This is a genomic window from Pseudomonas oryzihabitans, assembly GCF_024652905.1.
GTDB classification, from domain to species: Bacteria; Pseudomonadota; Gammaproteobacteria; order Pseudomonadales; family Pseudomonadaceae; genus Chryseomonas; species Chryseomonas benzopyrenica.
On sequence record NZ_CP102428.1, the window covers coordinates 1,054,817 to 1,076,093 of the forward strand.

Below are 21,277 nucleotides of genomic sequence, written 5' to 3' on the forward strand. Positions count from 1 at the left end.
GAGTTCATGGCTGAAACGTTACAGCAGTGGTAAGGTCCGCCCGCCGCCGCGCCTGAGGTCGGGTTGCGGCCTTACCAAAGGCTCGGGATCGACTCCCGGCTGCCGTGACAGACAGGAGAACAAGAATGGCACTACCCCGCGTTGTGGTCTTTGGCGAAGCCCTCACCGACATCGTCCAGGGTAATCCTGGCGAATGGCGGGGTTATCCAGGCGGCGCCCCCTGGAACGTGGCGCGTGGCCTGGCCCGGCTGGGCGTGACAAGCGCCTTTGGTGGTGCCATCAGTCAGGATGGCCTGGGTGATGAGATCGCCTGGCAATCGGAAACCGCCGGTCTCGATACCCGCTTCCTCCAGCGCGTCGCCGCCGACCCGCTGGTGGCCATCGTGCCGTCCAGTCGTCCGCCGCGCTATTTCTTCGCTGGCGAAGCCGATCTCCAGTTCGACCCGGCGCTGCTGCCCGAAGGCTGGCTGGAGGCCGCCGAAGTCTGCCATTTCAGCTGCATCAGCCTGGCCCGCTATCCGCTGGCCGATACCCTGCTGAACCTGGCGCGCCAGGCCAAGGCCGCTGGCAAGCGCCTGAGCTACGATCCCAACTGGCGCAACCTGATGGACGATCGCTATCGCCAGCAGACCTTTCCCGAACTGGTGCGCCTGGCCGACGACATCAAGCTGTCCGACGAAGACATCCGCCAGATCTATCCGGGCCTGGACGAGCGCGCCGCGCTGGACGAATTGCGCGCCCTCAATCCACAGGCCCGCATTCTCTTCACCCGTGGCGAGCACGGCCTGGTGCTCTATACCCCGGACGGCGAATGGCAGCAGCCCGCCATCGCCGTGGATGTCGTCGATACCGTGGGCGCCGGCGATGCCTCCATGGCCGGCTGGCTGGCCTCGGGCCTGCTGGGCCTGACCGACCTGCAGCAGCGCCTGAGATTCGCCGCGGCCAGTGCCTCGGTGTCCTGCCGCCATGCCGGCGCCTATGCGCCGACCCGTGCCGATGTCGAAGCCCTGCTGCAGGTGAGCCCTCACTAGACCGCTTTCCCACAACAACAATAGCCGCCAAGGAAACCCGATGGACTTCCCCGATTTTCGTCGTCGCGACACCCTGCTGGAACACGTCCGCCACACCCTGGCGTTCTACCATCCCCGCTGTGTCGATCCCCAAGGCGGCTTCTATCACTTCTTCAAGGATGACGGCACGGTCTACGATCGCCAGACCCGCCATCTGGTCTCCAGCACCCGCTTCGTCTTCGATTTCGCCATGGCCTACCGGCACTATGGCGATCCGGCCTTTCTGGAAGCGACCCGCCACGGCCTGAGATACCTGCGCGAGCGGCATCGCCAGGCCAACGGCGGCTATGCCTGGTTGCTCGACGGCGACACCGTGGTGGATGGCACCAATCACTGCTATGGCCTGGCCTTCGTGGTGCTGGCCTACGCCCACGGCCTGCAGGCGGGCATCCAGGAAGCGCGCAACTGGCTGAGCGAAGCCTGGGAATCCCTGGAAACCCACTTCTGGCGTGAAGCCGATGGCCTCTATGTCGACGAGATCAGCGCCGACTGGCAGACCGTGGCGCCGTATCGCGGCCAGAACGCCAACATGCACGCCTGCGAAGCCCTGCTGGCCGCCTTCGAAGCCAGCGGCGAGACGCGCTACCTGGACCGCGCCGAGACCCTGGCCCGCAACATGACCCAGCGCCAGGCGGCCTTGACCCAAGGGCAGGGCGGGGTGGCCGACGAGGTCCCCGGTGGCCTGGTCTGGGAGCACTACCACAGCGACTGGTCCATCGACTGGGACTACAACCGCGACGATCCGGCCAACCTGTTCCGGCCCTGGGGTTTCCAGCCGGGGCACCAGATCGAATGGGCCAAGCTGCTGCTGATCCTCGAACGCCATCGCTCCCAGTCCTGGCTGCTTCCGCGCGCCCAGGCGCTGTTCGATATCTCCTGGCGCCTGAGCTGGGACGGCGAGCACGGCGGCCTCTATTACGGCTTCGCCCCGGACGGCTCACCCTGCGATCCGGACAAGTATTTCTGGGTGCAGGCCGAGGCCCTGGCCGCCGCGGCGCTGCTGGCCGAGCGCAGTGGCGAGGCCCGCTATTGGGAACACTATGAGGCGCTCTGGCGCTACAGCTGGAAGCATTTCATCGATCACGAGCACGGCGCGTGGTGGCGCCTGCTCGACCGTCGGAACCACAAGTACTCCGACGACAAGAGTCCGGCCGGCAAGGTCGACTACCACACCATGGGTGCCTGTTACGAAGTCCTCAACGTCCTGCCGTAAGAAGCTGTACACGATCTCGCGAGCTAGAGCCAAACCAGACGAAAAGGCCTGAGAAAGCGCAGTTTACGAGTGGTAAATGAGCATTTCGAAGGCCTTTTCAACGCCGTTTGGCCGACGCGCAGCAGATCGTTTAAAGCTTCTAAGTATTAGAGACGCGGGTTTCGGGCCCTGGGTGTCATCACTTCAATAAAAAGGGATCTCAGTAATGAACAAGCAAAACCACAAGAATCGTCCGGGGCGCGCACTGCCCCTGGTATCGCTGCTGGCCCTGGCGGTCGCCGCGGGTGCCCAGGCGGCGCCCCAGTCCAATCCGGGCGGCAACTTCAGTGGCGTCAACAATACCGAGGCCGCCTTCGAGCCGCTGGGCAACACCATGACCGGTGACTGGGGTGGCGTGCGCAAGGACCTGCGCGACAAGGGCTGGGACATCAAGCTCGAATACGTGGGCGAGGGCGCGACCAACTTGCGTGGCGGCTACGACGACGATCGCACCGGGCGCTGGAGCTCGCAGTACATGTTTGGCCTGTGGGGCGACATGAACAAGATCGCCGGTTGGGAAAACTCGGTGTTCAAGCTGGCCATCACCTCCCGTGACGGCCGCAACCTCACCGACGACCGCATCACCGATCCGCGCGTCGGCGGCTACTCCTCGGTGCAGGAAGTTTATGGCCGTGGCCAGACCTGGCGTCTGACCCAGCTGTGGCTGTCCAAGGGCTTCTTCGACGGTCGCCTGGATATCAAGGCCGGTCGCTTCGGCGAAGGCGAGGACTTCAACTCCTTCGAGTGCGACTTCCAGAACCTGGCGTTCTGCGGTTCCCAGGTCGGTAACTGGGAAGGCATCTGGTACAACTGGCCGGTCAGTCAGTGGGCCCTGCGCGTCAAGTACAGCCTGACCCCCGAGTTGTTCGTCCAAGTTGGGGCCTACGAGCAGAATCCGTCGCTGCTGGAAACCGGCAACGGCTTCAAGCTCAACAGCAGCGGCACCAAGGGTGCGGTCCTGCCGGTGGAAATGGTCTGGTCGCCCAAGGTCAACGGTCTGCCGGGCGAATACCGCGTCGGCTACTACTACAGCACTGCCGATGCCAACGACGTCTACGAAGACGTCAACGGCAACTCCGCGGCCCTCACCGGGCTGGACTACAAGGAACACTCCAGCAAGCACGGCTACTGGGTCGTGGCCCGTCAGCAGATCACCGCGCACAACGATGACCCGAGCCGTGGCCTGTCGGTATTCGCCAACTTCACCGCCCACGCCAAGGACGTCAACAAGGTCAGCAACTACGTGCAGGCCGGCCTGGTCTACAAGGGCCCCTTCGACGGTCGTCCCAAGGATGACATCGGCTTCGGCATCGCGCGCATCAGCACCAATAGCGACTTCCGCGACAACCAGCGCGCCCTCAACCAGGCCGCCGGTGCCACCGACTACAACGATCCGGCCTTCACGCCGCTGCAGCACAACGAGTACGACGCCGAGATCTACTACGGCGTGCACGTGACCAACTGGCTGACCGTGCGCCCCAACCTCCAGTACATCAAGAGCCCGGGCGGCGTGCGTGAAGTCGACAATGCAGTGGTCGGTGGCCTGAAGGTTCAAGCGGTTTTCTAAATCGCCCCCATAGTCCGCCATCCTGCCCGATGGCGCTGGACAGGGCCCTGCAGTGGTTATACTGCAGGGCCTTTTTCATTTCCGAGGTTGCCGTGGGTAAGGTCGAAAGTCCCTGCATCAGCCAGTGCAAGATCAAAGACGACGTCTGCCAGGGATGTGGCCGCAAACGCTCAGAGATCAAGGGATGGAAAGAGCTGAAGGACCGCGAGCGCAAGGAAGTCATCGACAAGTCGAAGAAGCGCCTGAAGAAACTCAAGAAGGGCTGATGCGTTCCTGGCGGCACCGTAGGTTGGGTTGAGCGCAGCGAAGCCCAACGTTGCCCAGGCTGCTCCGCGTTGTTGGGCTTCGACGATAACACCGTCTCAGCCCAACCTACGGCGCTGATCGCGGCCATAGGCCGCTCCTGCAGGTTAGCTTCGTACTTGTAGGAGCGGCCCATGGCCGCGATTGCCAATGCCGGAAACGCATGCCTAATCAATAGGTATACGCTGAACGCGTTACTTCCCTTCCACCTCATCCAGCAATCCCATGAACGCCTGCGCCGCATTCGAATGGGTGCGCTCGGTATGCAGGATGTACCCCAGGCGTCGCTCCAGCTGTATCCCCGGCAGCGGCAGCCGGCGTACCTGGTCGTCCAGCAGGGTCCGCGGCAGGACGCTCCAGGCCAGGCCGATGGACACCAGCATCTTGATCGTCTCCAGGTAATTGGTGCTCATGGCGATATTGGGTGTCAGACCCTGGGCATCGAAGAGCCCATGGACGATCAGCCGGGTAAAGGTGTTGCCACCGGGAAACACCGCTGGATGCCGTGCCACGTCGGCCAGGGTGACCCGGTCCTGGTTGGCCAGCGCATGTTCGGGCGCCGCCACGAAATCCAGGGGATCGCGCCACACCGGCACCGCCTTGATCGGGGCCGCGGTCTGGGGCGCCAGGGTGATGATCGCCAGCTCCACCCGCCCATGCAGGATCTCGTCGTAGGCGGCTTCCGAATCGAGAAAGCGGATGTCCAGCGCCACCTCGGGATATTCCCGGGTAAAGCGCCTGAGGATCGGCGGCAGCCGGTGCAGGCCGATGTGGTGACTGGTCGCCAGCGTCAGTCGGCCGCCGATGGCACCATTGAGATTGGTCAGGGCGCGCCGGGTGTCATCGATCACGCCGAGAATCTGATAGGCGCGGGGGAGCAGGGCACGTCCGGCCTCGGTCAGGCTGACCTCGCGCCCAATGCGGTCGAACAGCCGCAGCCCCAGCTGCAGCTCCAGTGCGGCGATGCGCTTGCTGATCGCGGGCTGGGTCAGGTGCAGGCGCTCGCCAGCGTCGGAAAAGCCGCCGGTTTCGGCCACGGCGACAAAGGCATTGAGGTTGGCGAGGTCCAAGACGTCGAATTCCTGTTGGTTATGCGCTTCATGAAAAAGATGAATTTGTTTCATGCGAGCCTAGCGCGGTATCTTTGACCCCACAAGCACCAAGGGCATGCAAAGGCCCGTGCCGTTCCACGCCTGATGAGGAATCCACCCATGGCTGGCAAGACGCTCTACGACAAACTCTGGGATATGCATCTGGTCAAGCAGCGCGACGACGGTTCCGCGCTGCTCTACATCGACCGCCACATCATCCACGAAGTGACCTCGCCCCAGGCCTTCGAAGGCCTGCGTCTGGCCGGCCGCAAACCCTGGCGCCTCGACGCCAACCTCGCGACCCTCGACCACAACGTGCCCACCACCCCGGATCGCAAGGAAGGCCTCGACTCCATCAAGGACGAGACCTCGCGCATCCAGGTCCGCACCCTGGACGAGAACTGCGACGACTTCGGCATCACCCAGTTCAAGATGAACGATGTCCGCCAGGGCATCGTTCACGTCATCGGCCCGGAGCAGGGCGCCGTGCTGCCCGGCATGACCGTGGTCTGCGGTGACTCCCACACCTCCACCAACGGCGCCTTCGCCGCTCTGGCCCATGGCATCGGCACCTCCGAGGTCGAGCACGTGCTCGCCACCCAGTGCCTGGTGGCCAAGAAGATGAAGAACATGTTGGTGAAGGTGGAAGGCGACTTGCCCTTCGGCGTGACCGCCAAGGACATCGTTCTCGCCATCATCGGCAAGATCGGCACCGCCGGCGGTAACGGCCATGCCATCGAATTCGCCGGCAGCGCCATTCGCGCCCTGTCCATGGAAGGCCGCATGACCATCTGCAACATGTCCATCGAGGCCGGTGCCCGGGTGGGCATGGTGGCGGTGGACCAGACCACCATCGACTACGTCGAGGGTCGTCCCTTCGCGCCCACCGGCGCCGTCTGGGAGGCCGCCGTGGCCGAGTGGCGTGGCCTGGTATCCGATGCCGATGCCCACTTCGATACCGTGGTCGAGCTCGACGCCGCCCAGATCAAGCCGCAGGTCAGCTGGGGCACCTCGCCCGAGATGGTCCTGGCCGTCGACCAGAAGGTACCGGATCCGACCCGCGAAGCCGATCCGGTCAAGCGCGGTTCCATCGAACGCGCCCTTAAATACATGGGCCTCAAGGCCAACCAGCCGATCACCGACATCGTGCTCGATCGCGTCTTCATCGGCTCCTGCACCAACTCTCGCATCGAAGACCTGCGCGCCGCCGCCGCCGTGGCCAAGGGCCGCAAGGTCGCGGCGACCCTCAAGCAGGCACTGGTGGTGCCGGGCTCCGGTCTGGTCAAGGCCCAGGCCGAGCGCGAAGGCCTGGACAAGGTGTTCATCGAAGCCGGCTTCGAGTGGCGCGAGCCGGGTTGCTCCATGTGCCTGGCGATGAACGCCGACCGCCTGGAGAGTGGCGAGCACTGCGCCTCCACCTCCAACCGCAACTTCGAAGGCCGGCAAGGCGCCGGTGGCCGTACCCACCTGGTGAGCCCGGCGATGGCCGCCGCTGCCGCCATCGCCGGTCGTTTCGTCGACGTCCGCGACTTCGCCACCGCCTGAGGAGCCTGACCATGCAAGCCTTTACCCAGCACACCGGTTTGGTCGCCCCCCTGGATCGCGCCAACGTCGATACCGACCAGATCATTCCCAAGCAATTCTTGAAGTCGATCAAGCGCACCGGCTTCGGCCCGAACCTGTTCGACGAGTGGCGCTACCTGGACGTCGGCCAGCCCGGCCAGGACAACAGCAAGCGCCCGCTCAACCCCGAGTTCGTGCTCAATCAGCCGCGCTATGCCGGCGCCAGCATCCTCCTGGCCCGGGAAAACTTCGGTTGCGGTTCCAGCCGCGAACACGCGCCCTGGGCGCTGGATGGCTACGGCTTCCGTTCGGTGATCGCGCCCAGCTTCGCTGACATCTTCTTCAACAACAGCTTCAAGAACGGCCTCTTGCCGATCATCCTCAGCGATGCCGACGTCGACGAGCTGTTCCGCCAGGTCGAAGCCAGCGAGGGCTACCAATTGGTGGTCGATCTCGAGAGCCAGACCGTGCGCCGTCCCGATGGCGTGGCGCTGTCCTTCGAGATCGATGCCTTTCGCAAGCACTGCCTGCTCAACGGCCTGGACGACATTGGCCTGACCCTGCAGGATGCCGACGCCATCGGGAGTTTCGAAGCCCGCTATCGCCAGAGCAGTCCCTGGATGTTCCCCAGCGCCTGAACCCCGTCGCCGGCCCTCAAGGTCGGCGCTCTTTCCGGAGGCTCCATGAGCGGTGACCACGAGCAACACGTACAGCAGCAATTCGGCGCCACCGCCGAGGCCTACCTGACCAGCACCGTCCATGCCCAGGGCGCCGAACTCGCCGAATTGCGTGACGCCGTGGCCCAGCGCGAAGGCGCCAAGGTGCTGGATCTCGGGTGCGGTGGCGGTCACGTCAGCTACAACGTGGCGCCGGTGGCCGGCCAAGTGGTCGCCCTGGATCTGGCCGAGGAAATGCTTTCGGTGGTCAAGCGCACCGCCGCCGAGCAGGGCTTGGACAACATCAGCGTCCAGCCCGGCATGGCCGAGCACCTGCCGTTCGGCGACGCCAGCTTCGACTTCGTCTTCAGCCGCTATTCGGCGCACCACTGGCGCGACATCGGCGCGGCCCTGCGCGAAGTGCGCCGGGTGCTGCGACACGGTGGCGAAATGGCCATCATCGACGTGGTCTCGCCGGCCAACCCGCGCCTGGACACTTACCTGCAGACGGTGGAGATCCTGCGCGACATCAGCCATGTGCGTAATTACTCCCTGGCCGAGTGGCACCGCCTGCTGGACATGGCGCGCCTCGGCGTGACCCGCTGCCGCCGCCAGCGCCTGCGCCTGGACTTCGCCAGCTGGACCGGGCGCATGCGTACGCCCGAGCCGCAGTGCCAGGCCATCCGCAGCCTGCAGAACAAGATCGGTCAGGAAGTCCGCCAGTATTTCGAAATCGACCGCGACGGCTCCTTCAGCGTCGACGTCATGGTTCTCTGGGCCCAGCCCATCTGATTTGGAACAGGAAAAGACAATGAGCAAGCAGATCCTCATCCTGCCGGGCGACGGCATCGGTCCGGAAATCATGGCCGAGGCGGTCAAGGTGCTGGAAGCGGTCAACCGCGACCATGACCTCGGCTTCGAGCTGGTCCACGACGACCTGGGTGGCGCCGCCATCGATCGCTACGGCGTGCCCCTGGCCGACGAGACCCTGGCGCGTGCCCGCGCCGCCGATGCCGTGCTGCTGGGCGCCGTGGGTGGTCCCAAGTGGGACAAGCTCGAGCGCGACATCCGTCCCGAGCGCGGCCTGCTGAAGATCCGTTCCGCCCTGGGCCTGTTCGGCAACCTGCGTCCGGCCATCCTCTATCCGCAACTGGCCGAGGCCTCGACCCTCAAGCCGGAAGTGGTCTCCGGCCTGGACATCCTCATCGTCCGCGAGCTGACCGGCGGCATCTATTTCGGCTCGCCGCGCGAGACCCGGGTGCTGGAGAACGGCGAGCGCCAAGCCTTCGACACCCTGCCGTACAGCGAAGGCGAGATCCGCCGCATCGCCCGCGTCGGCTTCGACATGGCCCGTCTGCGCGGGAAAAAACTGTGCTCGGTGGACAAGGCCAACGTCCTCGAATCAAGCCGCTTGTGGCGCGAAGTGGTGGAGGATGTGGCCAAGGACTATCCCGACGTCGAACTCAGCCACATGTACGTCGACAACGCCGCCATGCAGCTGGTCCGCGCACCCAAGCAGTTCGACGTCATCGTCACCGACAACATGTTCGGCGACATCCTCTCCGACGAAGCCTCGATGCTGACCGGCTCCATCGGCATGCTGCCCTCGGCGTCCCTGGATGCCCACAACAAGGGCATGTACGAACCCTGCCACGGCTCGGCGCCCGACATCGCCGGCCAGGGCGTCGCCAACCCGCTGGCCACCATCCTCTCGGTGGCCATGATGCTCAGGTACACCTTCGGCGCCGCCGCGGCGGCCGAGGCCATCGAGGCGGCGGTGGGTCAGGTGCTGGATCAGGGCCTGCGGACCGGCGACATCTGGTCGGAAGGCAAGCAACGGGTGGGTACCCGCGAGATGGGCGAAGCAGTAGTAGCGGCGCTCGTTAGGCGTTAATCTGATCGGCCGCCAGGGGAGGCGGCCGTCCTCCAAGACAACAAAGGTGCAGTAGCGATGAAACGTGTAGGTCTGATCGGTTGGCGTGGCATGGTGGGCTCCGTGCTCATGCAGCGCATGCTCGAAGAGCGGGATTTCGACTTGATCGAGCCCGTGTTCTTCACCACTTCCAACGTCGGCGGCGAAGGCCCGGCCATTGGCAAGGGCGTGGCGCCGCTCAAGGATGCCTACAGCATCGACGAGCTCAAGACCCTCGACGTTATCCTCACCTGCCAGGGCGGCGACTACACCTCCGAGGTGTTCCCCAAGCTGCGCCAGGCCGGTTGGAAAGGCTACTGGATCGACGCGGCTTCCAGCCTGCGCATGCAGGATGACGCCGTCATCGTGCTGGACCCGGTCAACCGTCGCGTCATCGACCAGGCCCTGGCCGATGGCCGCAAAGATTTCATCGGCGGCAACTGCACCGTCAGCCTGATGCTGATGGCCCTGGGCGGGCTGTTCGAAGCCGGTCTGGTGGACTGGATGAGCGCCATGACCTACCAGGCGGCCTCCGGCGCCGGTGCCCAGAACATGCGCGAACTGATCCGCCAGATGGGCGCGACCCACGCCGCCGTCGCCGACAGCCTGGCCGATCCCGCCAGCGCCATCCTCGACATCGATCGCCAGGTCGCCGAGACCCTGCGTAGCGAAGCCTTCCCCACCGAGCAATTCGGCGTTCCCCTGGCCGGCAGCCTGATCCCCTGGATCGACAAGGAACTGCCCAACGGCCAGAGCCGCGAGGAATGGAAGGCCCAGGCCGAGACCAACAAGATCCTCGGACGCTTCAAGAATCCCATCCCGGTGGACGGCATCTGCGTGCGCATCGGCGCCATGCGCTGCCACAGCCAGGCGTTGACCATCAAGCTCAACAAGGACGTGCCGCTGTCCGACATCCACGGCCTGATCAGCCAGCACAATCCCTGGGTCAAGCTGGTGCCGAACAACCGCGACGTCAGCATGCGCGATCTGACGCCGGCTGCCGTGACCGGCACCCTGAGCGTACCGGTCGGCCGGCTGCGCAAGCTGAACATGGGTTCCCAGTACCTGGGCGCCTTCACCGTTGGCGACCAACTGCTGTGGGGCGCCGCGGAGCCGCTGCGGCGGATGCTGCGAATCCTGCTCGAACAGTGAGCTGACGGTTAAACGTTTGCTTAGGGAGGAGGGCCGCCAGTAAAGTGCGGCCCTCTTTCGTTGCGGACCGTTCCCATCATGACTGCCAGAGATATCGCCCTCATCGGCGCCACCAGTGCCCATGGCGAAGCCATTCGCGAACTCCTCGACGAGCGCGACGTGCCCCTCGGCCGGCTGCACCTGCTCGCCAGTGGTGAGTCGGCAGGTCAGAATCTGCCGTTCCGAGGCAGCAACCTGCGCGTCACCAGCGTTGACGGCTTCGATTTCGCCCAGGTCGGCATCGTCATCCTCGCCGTACCGGCCACGGTGGTGGAAGGTCTCAGGCCGCAACTCACCGCCGCCGGTTGCGCCGTGCTGGATCTCAGTGGCGCCTCGGCCGCGCGCTCCGTCCTGCCCCGGATCAACGGCGAGCGTCTGGACAATCTCTCTGCCGCCGCCTGGCTCGGGGTGCCCCTGGCAGCCACCCAGGCGGCCGCCAGCGTGGCAGCGGTGCTCGCTCGCCTCAATACCCTAGGTGACGCTTCCTTGACCGCCTGCCTGGCGGCGTCCGGCGCTGGCCGTGGCGGCGTCGAGGAATTGGCGCGTCAGGCCACCGAATTGCTCAATGGCCGGCCGGTCGAGGCACGGCTGTTCGAGGGCCAGCTGGCCTTCAATCTGCTCGGTCGCACCGGTGCGCCGGCCGCGGATGGCTATACTGCCCAGGAACATCGCCTGCTGGACGAATGTGAGCAGGTGCTGGGCGAGACCTTGCCGGTACTGGATGTCACCGCACTGCAGGCGCCGGTGTTCTTCGGCGACAGCCTGGCGCTGAGCCTGAGGGCCCGGGCGCCCTGGCAACTGGAGCAGGTGCTGGAAGCCCTGGGGGACGAGCCGGGCCTGGCGCTCGACGAAGAGCTCGATTGTCCGTCCGCGGTAGGCGATGCCCTGGGGCGGGAAGAGGTGTTAGTAGGGCGCGTCCGACTGCATCCACGGGATGCTCGACGACTGGAGTGTTGGCTGGTGGCGGACAACGTCAGATTATCGGCGCTCACAGCCGTTCAGCTGGCCGAATTGTTGCTTAAACAGTCGGCCTAAAAGATACTTCGTGAAATGCTTCGCCCTTTTGGCTTGAGCAAAGGGGTGGTGGACATGGCACGCAGCGATGGACACAGGCGCCCGCACGGTGGCGCGATCGACAGCTTCTAAAAAGGGACGGTCATGGTTCGAGTTCAGAAACTGGTGCGGGCAATTGCAGCGGCGAGCGCCTTGATGTCTGGCGCGGCCCAGGCCCTCAGCCTGGGGGAGATCCACCTCAATTCCGCCCTCAATCAGCCCTTCGATGCCACCATCGATCTGTCGGACCTGCGCGACCTTGGCGCCGCCGAATTGCGCCCCAATCTGGCCTCCGCCGAGGATTTCGGCAAGGCTGGGGTGGACCGCGCCTTCTTCCTCAACGATCTCAAGTTCACGCCGGAGGTGCGCAATGGGCGCACCGTCATCCGCGTGACCTCGGCGCGCCCGGTGCGCGAGCCCTATCTCAACTTCCTGCTCGAAGTGAACTGGCCGAGTGGCCGGATCCTGCGCGAGTACACGGTGCTGCTGGATCCGCCGCTCTATACCCCGCAGGCCGCGGCAGCGCCGTTCGCACCTCAGGTCCCAGCCGCACCGCGGGCGCGCACCACCTCGCCAAGTGCGCCGCGTCCGGCCGCGTCCCCTGCCGCGCCGGCGCCGAGCGCGACCCAGGCGCCTGGCACCTACACCACCGAGCGGCGCGATACCCTCTGGGAAGTGGCGGCGCGCAATCGCCCGGCGTCCAGCGTCACCGTTGATCAGACCATGCTGGCGATCCAGGACCTGAATCCCGACGCCTTCATCGATCGCAACATCAACCTGATGAAAAGCGGCCAGGTGCTGCGCCTGCCCGATCAGGCCCAGGCCGGCGCGCGGCCCCAGCGCGAGGCGGTGGCCGAGATCGCCCGCCAGACCCGCGCCTGGAAGCAGGGTGGCGACAGCGCATCCGCGGGGACGCCACGCCGCCAGGTAGATGCATCGGCCCAGCCGAGTGGCAACGAGACGTCGACACCCGCCGCGCCCAAGGACAACCTCAAGCTGCTTTCCGGTCAGCCCTCCGGTCGCGCCGGCGAATCCGCCGGTGGCAAGGGCGGTGACCAGGCCCTGGCCGATCGCCTGGCGGTGACCCAGGAGAGCCTGGACACCACCCGCCGCGAGAACGAAGAACTCAAGAGCCGCCTCGGCGATCTGCAGTCGCAGCTCGACAAGCTGCAGAAGATCATGCAGCTCAAGGACGCCCAACTGGCGCGGATGCAGGCCAACATGGCCAATCCCCAGGCCGCGGGCCAGCCGGCCCAGCCGCCGGCATCGCCTGAAGCCGCGGCTCCGGTCACGCCCGCGCCGGCCGAGAACACCGCCACGCCGGCGCCTCAGGAGCCGGCGGCGACGACCCCGGCCACTCCAGCCGAGGGCACCCCCGCACCGACCACCACGCCGCCCGCCAGCGAGGCAGGTACCGGCGCGGCACCGCCCGCTGCCAGCGAGCCCAAGGTCATTCCGGTCACGCCAAGCACCCCGGCGACCGAACCGACCGAGGCGACCAACAGCTTCCTCGACGAGATCCTCAGCAACCCGCTGTGGCTCGGCATCATCGGCGGCAGCGCCTTGCTGGCGCTGCTGGTCCTGCTGATGATCAACTCGCGTCGCAATGCGGTGAAGGAGGCCGAGCGTGAGCGTGACGCCGAAGCCGCGCGCAACGATACGGTGTTCGAGGCGGATCCCGAGCTTGGCGACCACCACGCACTCGCCGGCCTGGAATTGGGGCAGGGTACCCAGGACAGCGCGCAGGACGCCGACGCCCAGGACGACGCCCTGGGTCAGGCCGACATCTACATGGCCTATGGTCGCTTCAGTCAGGCGGCTGAGGTGCTCAAGAAGGCCAGCGACCAGGAGCCCCATCGCGCCGATCTGCGCCTCAAGCTCATGGAAGTCTATGCCGAGATGGGCGATAAGGATGGCTTCCAGCGCGAGGAGCGCGAACTCAAGGAGATCGGCGGCGCCCAGCCGGCGGTCGAGCACCTGAAGTCGCGCTATCCGGCAATGGCCACCGTGGCGGTGGCCTCGGCTGCAGTCGGGGCGGCTGCCCTGGCCGCCGCCCACGAACTGAGCGAGGAGCAGACCCGCAATCAGGGTTTCTCGGCCACTGAGGATAGCCAGGATTTCGATCTGTCCCTGGATGACTTCGGCAGCGAGGACACCCAGTCGAATCAGCCGGCTGGTCCGGCCGAGGAGCCGCTGTTTGGCGAAGCCTTCGCCGATGCCCAGGCCAAGGCCGCCGACTCCCGCGACGATTTCGACTTCGATCTCAATTTCGATGCCGAACCCACGGCTACCTCAGCGACCACTCCGGCAGCCAAGGACGACGACTTCGCCCTGGACTTCAGCGAATTCGAGCGGCAGGGTGATCCGGCACAGGACGAGCCGCTCGCGGGTACCAACGCGGGTTCGGCCTTCGACGAGCCGCTGGATGCGCCCGCTACGCAGGCCGCCGACGCCGAGCTGCCAGCAAGTTTCGACCTGTCCGATTTCGACGACGAGCAGCCGGCGCCCAAACGCGAAAGCGACGAAGAATTCGCCGCCCGCCTGCAGGAGGCCTCGCGCCAGTTCGATGCCGAGACCACCAGCGGCACGGGCGGTGGCGAGGGGCTGGACGACTTCGACTTCCTCTCCGGTGAAGACGAGACCGCTACCAAGCTGGACCTGGCGCGTGCCTACATCGACATGGGCGATCCCGAGGGTGCCCGCGACATCCTCGATGAGGTGCTGGCCGAGGGCAATGCCGGGCAGCAGCAGGAAGCGCGAGAGATCATCGCCCAGCTCAGCTGACAGTGGCCGGGCTTGGCAGAGGAGGGGAGGCGCTATAAGCTGCCTCCCCTTTTTTTCGCCTGGCCGTCGCCTTGGATTTTCTAGACCCCACCATCATCGTTCCGCCCCAGCGCATTGCGCTCGGCGTGGAGTACAAGGGCGCCCGCTATCGCGGCTGGCAGCGCCAGCAGCCGGGCGTACGCTCCGTTCAGGAGACCCTGGAAGACGCCCTGTCCGAGGTTGCCGCGGCGCCCATCGCGCTGCATTGCGCCGGGCGTACCGACTGTGGGGTACACGCCACTGGCCAGGTGGTGCATTTCGAGTCCCCCGTCGCGCGGCCGCTCAAGGCCTGGGTGATGGGCACCAACGCCAATCTGCCGTCCGACATCAGCGTCACCTGGGTCAAGCCGGTCAGCAACGAGTTCCACGCCCGTTTCAGCGCCATGGCACGGCGTTATCGCTACGTGATCTACAACGACCCGATCCGGCCCGCCCACCTCGCCGAGGAGGTCACCTGGAATCATCGTCCGCTGCGCATCGAGCCCATGCGCGAGGCGGCCCAGGTGCTGCTCGGTACTCATGACTTCACCTCCTTTCGGGCCAAGGCCTGCCAGGCCAAGTCGGCGATCAAGACCATCCACCACCTGCGTCTCTGGCAGAGCGGGCGGCTGATCGTCCTCGACATCCGCGCCAATGCCTTCCTGCACCACATGGTGCGCAACATCGCCGGAGTGCTGATGGCGGTGGGCTGTGGCGAGCGGCCGGTGGAGTGGGTGAGCGAGGTTCTGGCGGCGCGGGAGCGACGGCTGGGTGGCGTCACCGCCCATCCCTATGGCCTCTACCTGGTGGACGCCGAATATCCCGAAAGCACGCCCGTGCCCAAGCGGCCGCTGGGGCCGCTGTTCCTGGGGCATATCCCCGAGCTGGATGACCCCCAAGGCTGACGCTGCGCGGGTGGTCTGCTAACATCCATCGATTTGGAACGAGGTCATTCCGGTTTGGCTAACGTTCGAGTGAAGATCTGCGGGATCACCCGGGTCGAGGATGCGCTGGCCGCCGCGGCTGCCGGCGCCGATGCCATCGGCCTGGTGTTCTATGCGCGCAGCCCGCGCGCGGTGAGCGCTGCCCAGGCGCGTCAGATCGTGGCGGCGCTGCCGCCCTTCGTGACCACCGTCGGGCTCTTCGTCGATGCCTCGCCCTGCGAGATCGAGGAGACGCTGGATGCCGTGCCCCTGGACCTCCTGCAATTCCACGGCGACGAGACGCCGGCGCAATGCGCCCGTTACCGCCGTCCCTATATCAAGGCCCTGCGCATGCGCGAGGACATCGACCTCGTCGCCATCGCCGGTGACTACGCCGGCGCCCGCGGCTTGCTGCTCGACACCTATGTCGCCGGCGTGCCCGGGGGGACCGGTCAGGCCTTCGACTGGACACGGGTGCCGCGGGACCTTTCGCTGCCGCTGATCGTGGCGGGCGGGCTGGACGCGGACAACGTCGCCACGGCCATCGCCGCGTCCCGGCCCTATGGCGTGGACGTGAGCGGCGGCGTAGAGCAGGCCAAGGGCATCAAGGATGCCGCCGAGATCGCGCGTTTCGTGGCGGCCGTGCGAGGTGCCGCGGTCGCCTGATGTGACCCTCGTCAGGTGGTCGCCGTCCACACCTGCGACATATTCAAGCGGATCCGCCCCTGGTGGGTCTGCCGTCCGGCCCCCAGGGAGCCGGCATGCGACAACAGGGTAGCGGCCCGGGATACAGCGGGCGCTGCCGAACCTATTACAGATGCTCAAGGAAGGCGTGGCCCAGGCCGCGCTGGGAGCCCATGCAAGTGGAGAGAGATGCATGAGCAATTGGCTGGTCGACAAACTGATTCCTTCCATCATGCGGTCCGAGGTGAAGCGCAGTTCGGTGCCGGAAGGTCTTTGGCACAAGTGTCCGGCCTGCGAAGCGGTCCTCTACCGTCCGGAGCTGGAAAAGAACCTGGACGTGTGCCTGAAGTGTGGTCACCACATGCGTATCAACGCGCGTCGCCGCCTGGACATCTTCCTCGACGCCGAAGGTCGTGAAGAGCTGGGCACCGAGCTGGAGCCGGTGGACCGACTGAAATTCCGCGACAGCAAGAAGTACAAGGATCGCTTCACTGCAGCACAGAAGGAAACCGGCGAGAAAGACGCCCTGATCTCCATGCGTGGCACCCTCAAGGGCATGCCGGTGGCGGTCTGCGCCTTCGAATTCTCCTTCATGGGCGGCTCCATGGGCGCCGTGGTCGGCGAGCGCTTCGTGCGCGCGGCCAACGTGGCCCTGGAACAACGCTGCCCGCTGATCTGCTTCTCCGCCTCCGGTGGTGCGCGGATGCAGGAAGCCCTGATCTCCCTGATGCAGATGGCCAAGACCTCCGCGGTGCTGGCGCGCCTGCGCGAAGAGGGCATCCCCTTCATCTCGGTGCTGACCGATCCGGTTTACGGTGGCGTCTCCGCCAGTCTGGCGATGCTGGGTGACGTCATCGTCGCCGAGCCCAAGGCGCTGATCGGCTTTGCCGGCCCGCGCGTGATCGAGCAGACCGTGCGCGAAAAGCTGCCGGAAGGCTTCCAGCGCAGCGAATTCCTGCTGGAGCATGGCGCCGTCGACCTCATCGTGTCGCGCAAGGAATTGCGTGATCGCCTGGCGCGTCTGCTGGCGACCTTCCAGCACCAGCCGGTTCCGGCGGCCTGATGGCGCGCAGCCTCGCGCAGTGGCTGGCCTATCTCGAGCAGCTGCATCCGTCGGCGATCGACATGGGCCTGGACCGGGTGCGCGAGGTCGCGCAGCGGCTGGGCCTGACCCGGCCGGCCCCGCGGGTGGTGACCGTGACCGGCACCAACGGCAAGGGCTCCACCTGTGCCTTTCTCGCCAGCCTGCTGCGCGCCAGCGGGCAGCGGGTGGGCGTCTATGCCTCGCCGCATCTAGTGCGCTACAACGAGCGCGTCGACGTAGACGGCACCCTCGCCAGCGATAGCGAGCTCTGCACCGCCTTCGCCGCGGTGGAAGCCGCGCGGGGCGAGATCAGCCTGACCTATTTCGAAGTGGGTACCCTGGCCGCCTTCTGGCTGTTCGAGCGTGCCCGGCTGGACGTCGCCGTTCTTGAAGTCGGTCTGGGCGGGCGCCTGGATGCGGTCAACCTGATCGACGCCGATCTGGCGTTGGTTACCAGCATCGGCCTGGATCACGCCGAATGGCTGGGCGATACCCGCGACAGCGTCGCCGTGGAAAAGGCCGGGATCTTCCGCGCTGGCAAGCCGGCCCTCTGTGGCGATCTGCAGCCGCCCGCGCCGCTGGCCGCAGCCGCCGAACGCCTGGGTGCCCCCTTGCTGCTGCGCGGGGAAGCCTTCGATCTGCAGATCGAGAGCGCCAGCTGGTTCTGGCGCGGGCGCGATGCCCAGGGCAATGACCTGGCGCTGCCGGGCCTGCCGCTGCTGGATCTGCCCATGGAAAATGCCGCTCTGGCCCTGCAGGCCTACGCCTTGCTCGACCAGCCCTGGCTGCCGGAGCGGATCGCGGTGGCCCTCCAGGCCACGCGCATGACCGGTCGGCTCGATCGTCGCCAGGTCGAGCGGGCAGGGGAAACCCTCAATGTCCTGCTGGACGTGGCCCACAATCCCCACGCCGCCGAGTACCTGGCCCGGCGCCTGGCGATGAAGCCGGTCGCCGGCGTGCGGCGCGCGGTGTTCGGCGTCCTGGCCGACAAGGACCTGGACGGCATCCTGGCGCCCCTGGCAGCGCTGTTCGCCGACTGGGCGGTGGCGAGTCTGCCGACCCCGCGCAGTCGCGACGGCGCCGAGGTGGCCGCCATCCTGAGGGCGCAGGGTGCCCGGGCCGAGGCCCATGCTTCGCTGCTGGCGGCCTTCGAAGCCCAGCTGGCGGCCAGTTCGGCAGACGACGAGGTGGTGGTGTTCGGCTCCTTCTACAGCGTCGCCGAGGTCCTCGCGCAGCTCTCTTCCCTATCCGAATCCGCGGAGGCATAACCCATGCTCAAGCAAAGAGTCATAGGCGCGCTGGTACTGCTGGCGCTGATCATCATCTTCGTACCCATGCTCTTCAATCGCCAGGACGACGCCCGCAAGGTAGCGGTCGAAGCGCCGCCCCAGCCGACCGCGCCCACCGTGCCCAGTACCGAGGTTCAGCCGGTGCAGACGCCCGAGGCGCCGCCGGTGGTGGTGGTGCCGGACGAGCCGGCCAAGCCGCTCGGCAAGCCGCAGACGCCCATCGCCGGTACCTCCGGTCAGGCGCCGGCGCAGAATGCCCCGGTGACGGCGCCGCCGCCCCAGCCTGCCGCGCCGGTCGCCAAGGCGCCTGCCACCCCTGCGCCCGTGGCCAGTGCTCCCGTGGCACCGACGGCTACCCCGGCGCCGGCGGCCAAGCCGGACTCGCGCCTGGGCGCGGCCAACCTGCCCAACAGCTGGTCGGTGCAGCTCGCCAGTCTGTCGTCCCGGCCCAGCGCCGATGCCCTGCAGGCCAAGCTGCGCAGTCAGGGCTACAACGCCTACGTGCGGACCGCCGATGGCATGAATCGCGTCTTCGTCGGGCCGGTGATAGAGCGCAGCGAGGCGGATCGCCTGCGCGATCAGCTCAACAAGCAGAATGGCGTCAAGGGTTTCGTCGTACGCTTTCAGCCGGAGCGCGGTTAACCCGGTCACAAGGCTCTGCTAGAATGCAGGGCCTTTTTGTAAGTGGACCTTGCCGTGGGCTTCACCTGGGTGGACTGGGCGATCGTCGCCGTCGTCATCGTTTCCTGCCTGATCAGTCTCAGGCGCGGCTTCGTCAAGGAAGCGTTGTCATTGGCCACCTGGATCGTGGCCGGTGGCGTGGCCTGGGTCTTCGGCGGGGCGCTGTCCAACTACCTAGTCGACTATATTCAGGTGCCTTCCGGGCGGGTGATCGCCGCCTGTGTCATTCTCTTCGTGCTGACGCTGCTGGTCGGTGCCCTGGTGAGCTTCTTGCTTGGCGAATTGATCCGCGTCACCGGATTGTCGGGCACCGATCGCTTTCTCGGCATGGCCTTTGGCGCCGCCCGCGGTGCGCTGTTGATCACCGTGGCCGTGGGCCTGTTGAGCCTGGGGCCGGTCCAGCAGGATGGCTGGTGGCAACAGTCGGTGCTGGTTCCACATTTTCTTTTAGTGGCCGATTGGTCGAAGAATCTGCTGCTGGGCTTTGCCGGCCAATGGCTGGGCGCGACGCCCATGCCCAGTCTGCAACTGCTGCCGCAGCTGGGGCCCAAGGCTCCTTGAACGCTTTTCCAGGCCTCGCACTGCCGGGGTCATCCTGCGATGGTTCGCCGTCGCATCACTTGAAACAGTGGGGTCGCGTCACATGTGTGGCATCGTAGGTATCGTGGGCAAGACTAACGTCAACCAGTCGTTGTACGACGCGCTCACCGTCCTTCAACATCGCGGTCAGGATGCCGCCGGTATCGTCACCAGCCTGGACGGTAAACTCTTCCTGCGCAAAGACAACGGCCTGGTCCGCGATGTCTTCCAGCAGCGGCACATGCAGCACCTGGTCGGCCACATGGGCATCGGCCATGTGCGCTATCCCACCGCCGGCAGCTCCAGCTCCGCCGAGGCGCAGCCGTTCTACGTGAATTCGCCCTATGGCATCACCCTCGCGCACAACGGCAACCTGACCAACGTCGAGCAACTGTCCCGCGAGATCTACGAATCCGATCTGCGCCACGTCAACACCACCTCCGACTCCGAGGTGCTGCTCAACGTCTTCGCCCACGAGCTGGCGGTACGCAACAAGCTGCAGCCCACCGAGGACGACGTCTTCGCCGCGGTTTCCGAGGTTCATGAGCGTTGCCGTGGCGGTTACGCCGTGGTGGCCATGATCACCGGCTATGGCATCGTCGGCTTTCGCGATCCCAACGCCATCCGCCCCATCGTCTTCGGTCAGCGCCACACCGAATACGGCGTGGAGTACATGATCGCCTCCGAGAGCGTCGCCCTCGATGTACTCGGCTTCACCCTGATCCGCGACCTGGAGCCTGGCGAAGCGGTGTACATCACCGAGGACGGGCGTCTCTACACCCGCCAGTGCGCGCAGAATCCGCACTACGCACCCTGCATCTTCGAACACGTCTACCTGGCGCGCCCGGATTCCATCATCGACGGCATCTCGGTCTACAAGGCCCGCCTGCGCATGGGCGAGAAGCTCGCCGAGAAGATCCAGCGCGAGCGGCCCGAGCACGACATCGACGTGGTCATCCCGATTCCGGACACCAGCCGCACCGCGGCGCTGGAGCTGGCCAACCACCTGGGCGTCAAGTTCCGTGAGGGCTTCGTCAAGAACCGCTACATCGGCCGGACCTTCATCATGCCCGGCCAGGCCGCGCGCAAGAAGTCGGTGCGCCAGAAGCTCAACGCCATCGAGCTGGAATTCCGCGGCAAGAACGTGATGCTGGTGGATGACTCCATCGTCCGCGGCACGACCTGCAAGCAGATCATCCAGATGGCCCGCGAAGCCGGCGCCAAGAAGGTCTACTTCTGCTCGGCTGCCCCGGCGGTGCGCTTCCCCAACGTCTACGGCATCGACATGCCCAGCGTGCACGAACTGATCGCCCACGGCCGCACCACCGAGGAGGTCGGCGAGTTGATCGGCGCCGACTGGCTGATCTACCAGGATCTGCAGGACCTGCAGGAAGCCGTGCGTACCCGCAAGGCGCCCAAGGTCGAGCAGTTCGACTGCGCGGTGTTCGATGGCGAGTACATCACCGGCGACGTCGATGCCGCCTATCTGAATCGGATCGAGCAGGCGCGCAACGACGCGGCCAAGGGCAAGCACAAGGCGGTCAGCGCCATCATCGATCTCTACAACGACTAAGGAG

19 protein-coding genes are annotated in these 21,277 nt (G+C 66.0%); 18 read left to right on the plus strand and 1 reads right to left on the minus strand.

Annotation, left to right across the window (positions count from 1 at the left end):
* The first annotated feature begins 125 nt into the window (after positions 1-125).
* The 4 genes from NRG74_RS04895 to NRG74_RS04910 all read left to right on the plus strand — a co-directional run bounded on the left by NRG74_RS04895 (position 126) and on the right by NRG74_RS04910 (position 4,155).
* Positions 126-1,031: a carbohydrate kinase family protein gene (locus tag NRG74_RS04895; RefSeq protein ID WP_017641305.1), complete on the plus strand. Its 906-nt coding sequence runs from the start codon at positions 126-128 to the stop codon at positions 1,029-1,031.
* 40 nt (positions 1,032-1,071) lie between these two features.
* Complete coding sequence (locus tag NRG74_RS04900) at positions 1,072-2,283, plus strand: AGE family epimerase/isomerase (RefSeq protein WP_257705868.1); 1,212 nt, start codon at positions 1,072-1,074, stop codon at positions 2,281-2,283.
* 205 nt (positions 2,284-2,488) lie between these two features.
* Entirely contained in the window at positions 2,489-3,889 is a 1,401-nt protein-coding gene (locus NRG74_RS04905) for a carbohydrate porin (protein WP_184287496.1), read from the plus strand.
* Between the two features lie 92 nt (positions 3,890-3,981).
* A complete protein-coding gene (locus tag NRG74_RS04910) occupies positions 3,982-4,155 on the plus strand; it encodes a DUF1289 domain-containing protein (protein ID WP_082900493.1) in 174 nt (57 codons plus the stop codon).
* 231 nt (positions 4,156-4,386) lie between these two features.
* On the opposite strand, the gene NRG74_RS04915 is transcribed toward NRG74_RS04910, so the two are convergent.
* A complete protein-coding gene (locus NRG74_RS04915; RefSeq protein WP_257705869.1) occupies positions 4,387-5,262 on the minus strand; it encodes a LysR family transcriptional regulator in 876 nt (291 codons plus the stop codon).
* Positions 5,263-5,403: 141 nt separating this feature from the next.
* On the opposite strand from NRG74_RS04915, the gene leuC reads away from it, so the two are divergent.
* From leuC to purF, 14 genes are all read left to right on the plus strand, one after another.
* Positions 5,404-6,828 (plus strand): 3-isopropylmalate dehydratase large subunit, encoded by a 1,425-nt coding sequence (gene leuC, locus NRG74_RS04920; protein WP_257705870.1) that lies wholly within the window; start codon positions 5,404-5,406, stop codon positions 6,826-6,828.
* Positions 6,829-6,839: 11 nt separating this feature from the next.
* Positions 6,840-7,484 carry a 3-isopropylmalate dehydratase small subunit gene (leuD, locus tag NRG74_RS04925; RefSeq protein ID WP_064309567.1) on the plus strand — a complete coding sequence of 215 codons (645 nt, stop codon included), beginning with the start codon at positions 6,840-6,842 and terminating at the stop codon, positions 7,482-7,484.
* Between the two features lie 45 nt (positions 7,485-7,529).
* A complete protein-coding gene (locus NRG74_RS04930) occupies positions 7,530-8,294 on the plus strand; it encodes a class I SAM-dependent methyltransferase (protein ID WP_017641298.1) in 765 nt (254 codons plus the stop codon).
* A 19-nt stretch (positions 8,295-8,313) separates the two neighbouring features.
* Positions 8,314-9,396: a 3-isopropylmalate dehydrogenase gene (gene leuB, locus NRG74_RS04935; RefSeq protein WP_257705871.1), complete on the plus strand. Its 1,083-nt coding sequence runs from the start codon at positions 8,314-8,316 to the stop codon at positions 9,394-9,396.
* Between the two features lie 57 nt (positions 9,397-9,453).
* A complete protein-coding gene (gene asd / locus NRG74_RS04940) occupies positions 9,454-10,566 on the plus strand; it encodes an aspartate-semialdehyde dehydrogenase (RefSeq protein ID WP_007158663.1) in 1,113 nt (370 codons plus the stop codon).
* A gap of 78 nt (positions 10,567-10,644) precedes the next feature.
* Positions 10,645-11,640 carry an aspartate-semialdehyde dehydrogenase gene (locus tag NRG74_RS04945; RefSeq protein ID WP_231355027.1) on the plus strand — a complete coding sequence of 332 codons (996 nt, stop codon included), beginning with the start codon at positions 10,645-10,647 and terminating at the stop codon, positions 11,638-11,640.
* A gap of 123 nt (positions 11,641-11,763) precedes the next feature.
* A complete protein-coding gene (locus NRG74_RS04950) occupies positions 11,764-14,442 on the plus strand; it encodes a FimV/HubP family polar landmark protein (RefSeq protein WP_257705872.1) in 2,679 nt (892 codons plus the stop codon).
* 71 nt (positions 14,443-14,513) lie between these two features.
* Positions 14,514-15,365 (plus strand): tRNA pseudouridine(38-40) synthase TruA, encoded by an 852-nt coding sequence (gene truA / locus NRG74_RS04955; protein ID WP_017641294.1) that lies wholly within the window; start codon positions 14,514-14,516, stop codon positions 15,363-15,365.
* A gap of 54 nt (positions 15,366-15,419) precedes the next feature.
* On the plus strand, positions 15,420-16,049 hold the full coding sequence (locus tag NRG74_RS04960) for a phosphoribosylanthranilate isomerase (RefSeq protein ID WP_026083875.1): 630 nt from the start codon (positions 15,420-15,422) through the stop codon (positions 16,047-16,049).
* A 211-nt stretch (positions 16,050-16,260) separates the two neighbouring features.
* The gene (accD, locus tag NRG74_RS04965) at positions 16,261-17,130 is read left to right on the plus strand and encodes an acetyl-CoA carboxylase, carboxyltransferase subunit beta (protein ID WP_017641292.1); all 870 of its coding nucleotides are present in this window, start codon (positions 16,261-16,263) and stop codon (positions 17,128-17,130) included.
* A complete protein-coding gene (folC, locus tag NRG74_RS04970; protein WP_257706556.1) occupies positions 17,127-18,419 on the plus strand; it encodes a bifunctional tetrahydrofolate synthase/dihydrofolate synthase in 1,293 nt (430 codons plus the stop codon). Before accD ends, folC begins: the two co-directional genes overlap by 4 nt.
* Positions 18,420-18,422: 3 nt before the next feature.
* A complete protein-coding gene (locus tag NRG74_RS04975; RefSeq protein ID WP_160922661.1) occupies positions 18,423-19,082 on the plus strand; it encodes an SPOR domain-containing protein in 660 nt (219 codons plus the stop codon).
* Positions 19,083-19,136: 54 nt separating this feature from the next.
* On the plus strand, positions 19,137-19,682 hold the full coding sequence (locus tag NRG74_RS04980) for a CvpA family protein (protein ID WP_017641289.1): 546 nt from the start codon (positions 19,137-19,139) through the stop codon (positions 19,680-19,682).
* A gap of 82 nt (positions 19,683-19,764) precedes the next feature.
* Positions 19,765-21,273, plus strand: a complete 1,509-nt coding sequence (gene purF / locus NRG74_RS04985; RefSeq protein WP_017641288.1) for an amidophosphoribosyltransferase — start codon at positions 19,765-19,767, stop codon at positions 21,271-21,273.
* The last annotated feature ends 4 nt before the right edge of the window (positions 21,274-21,277 follow it).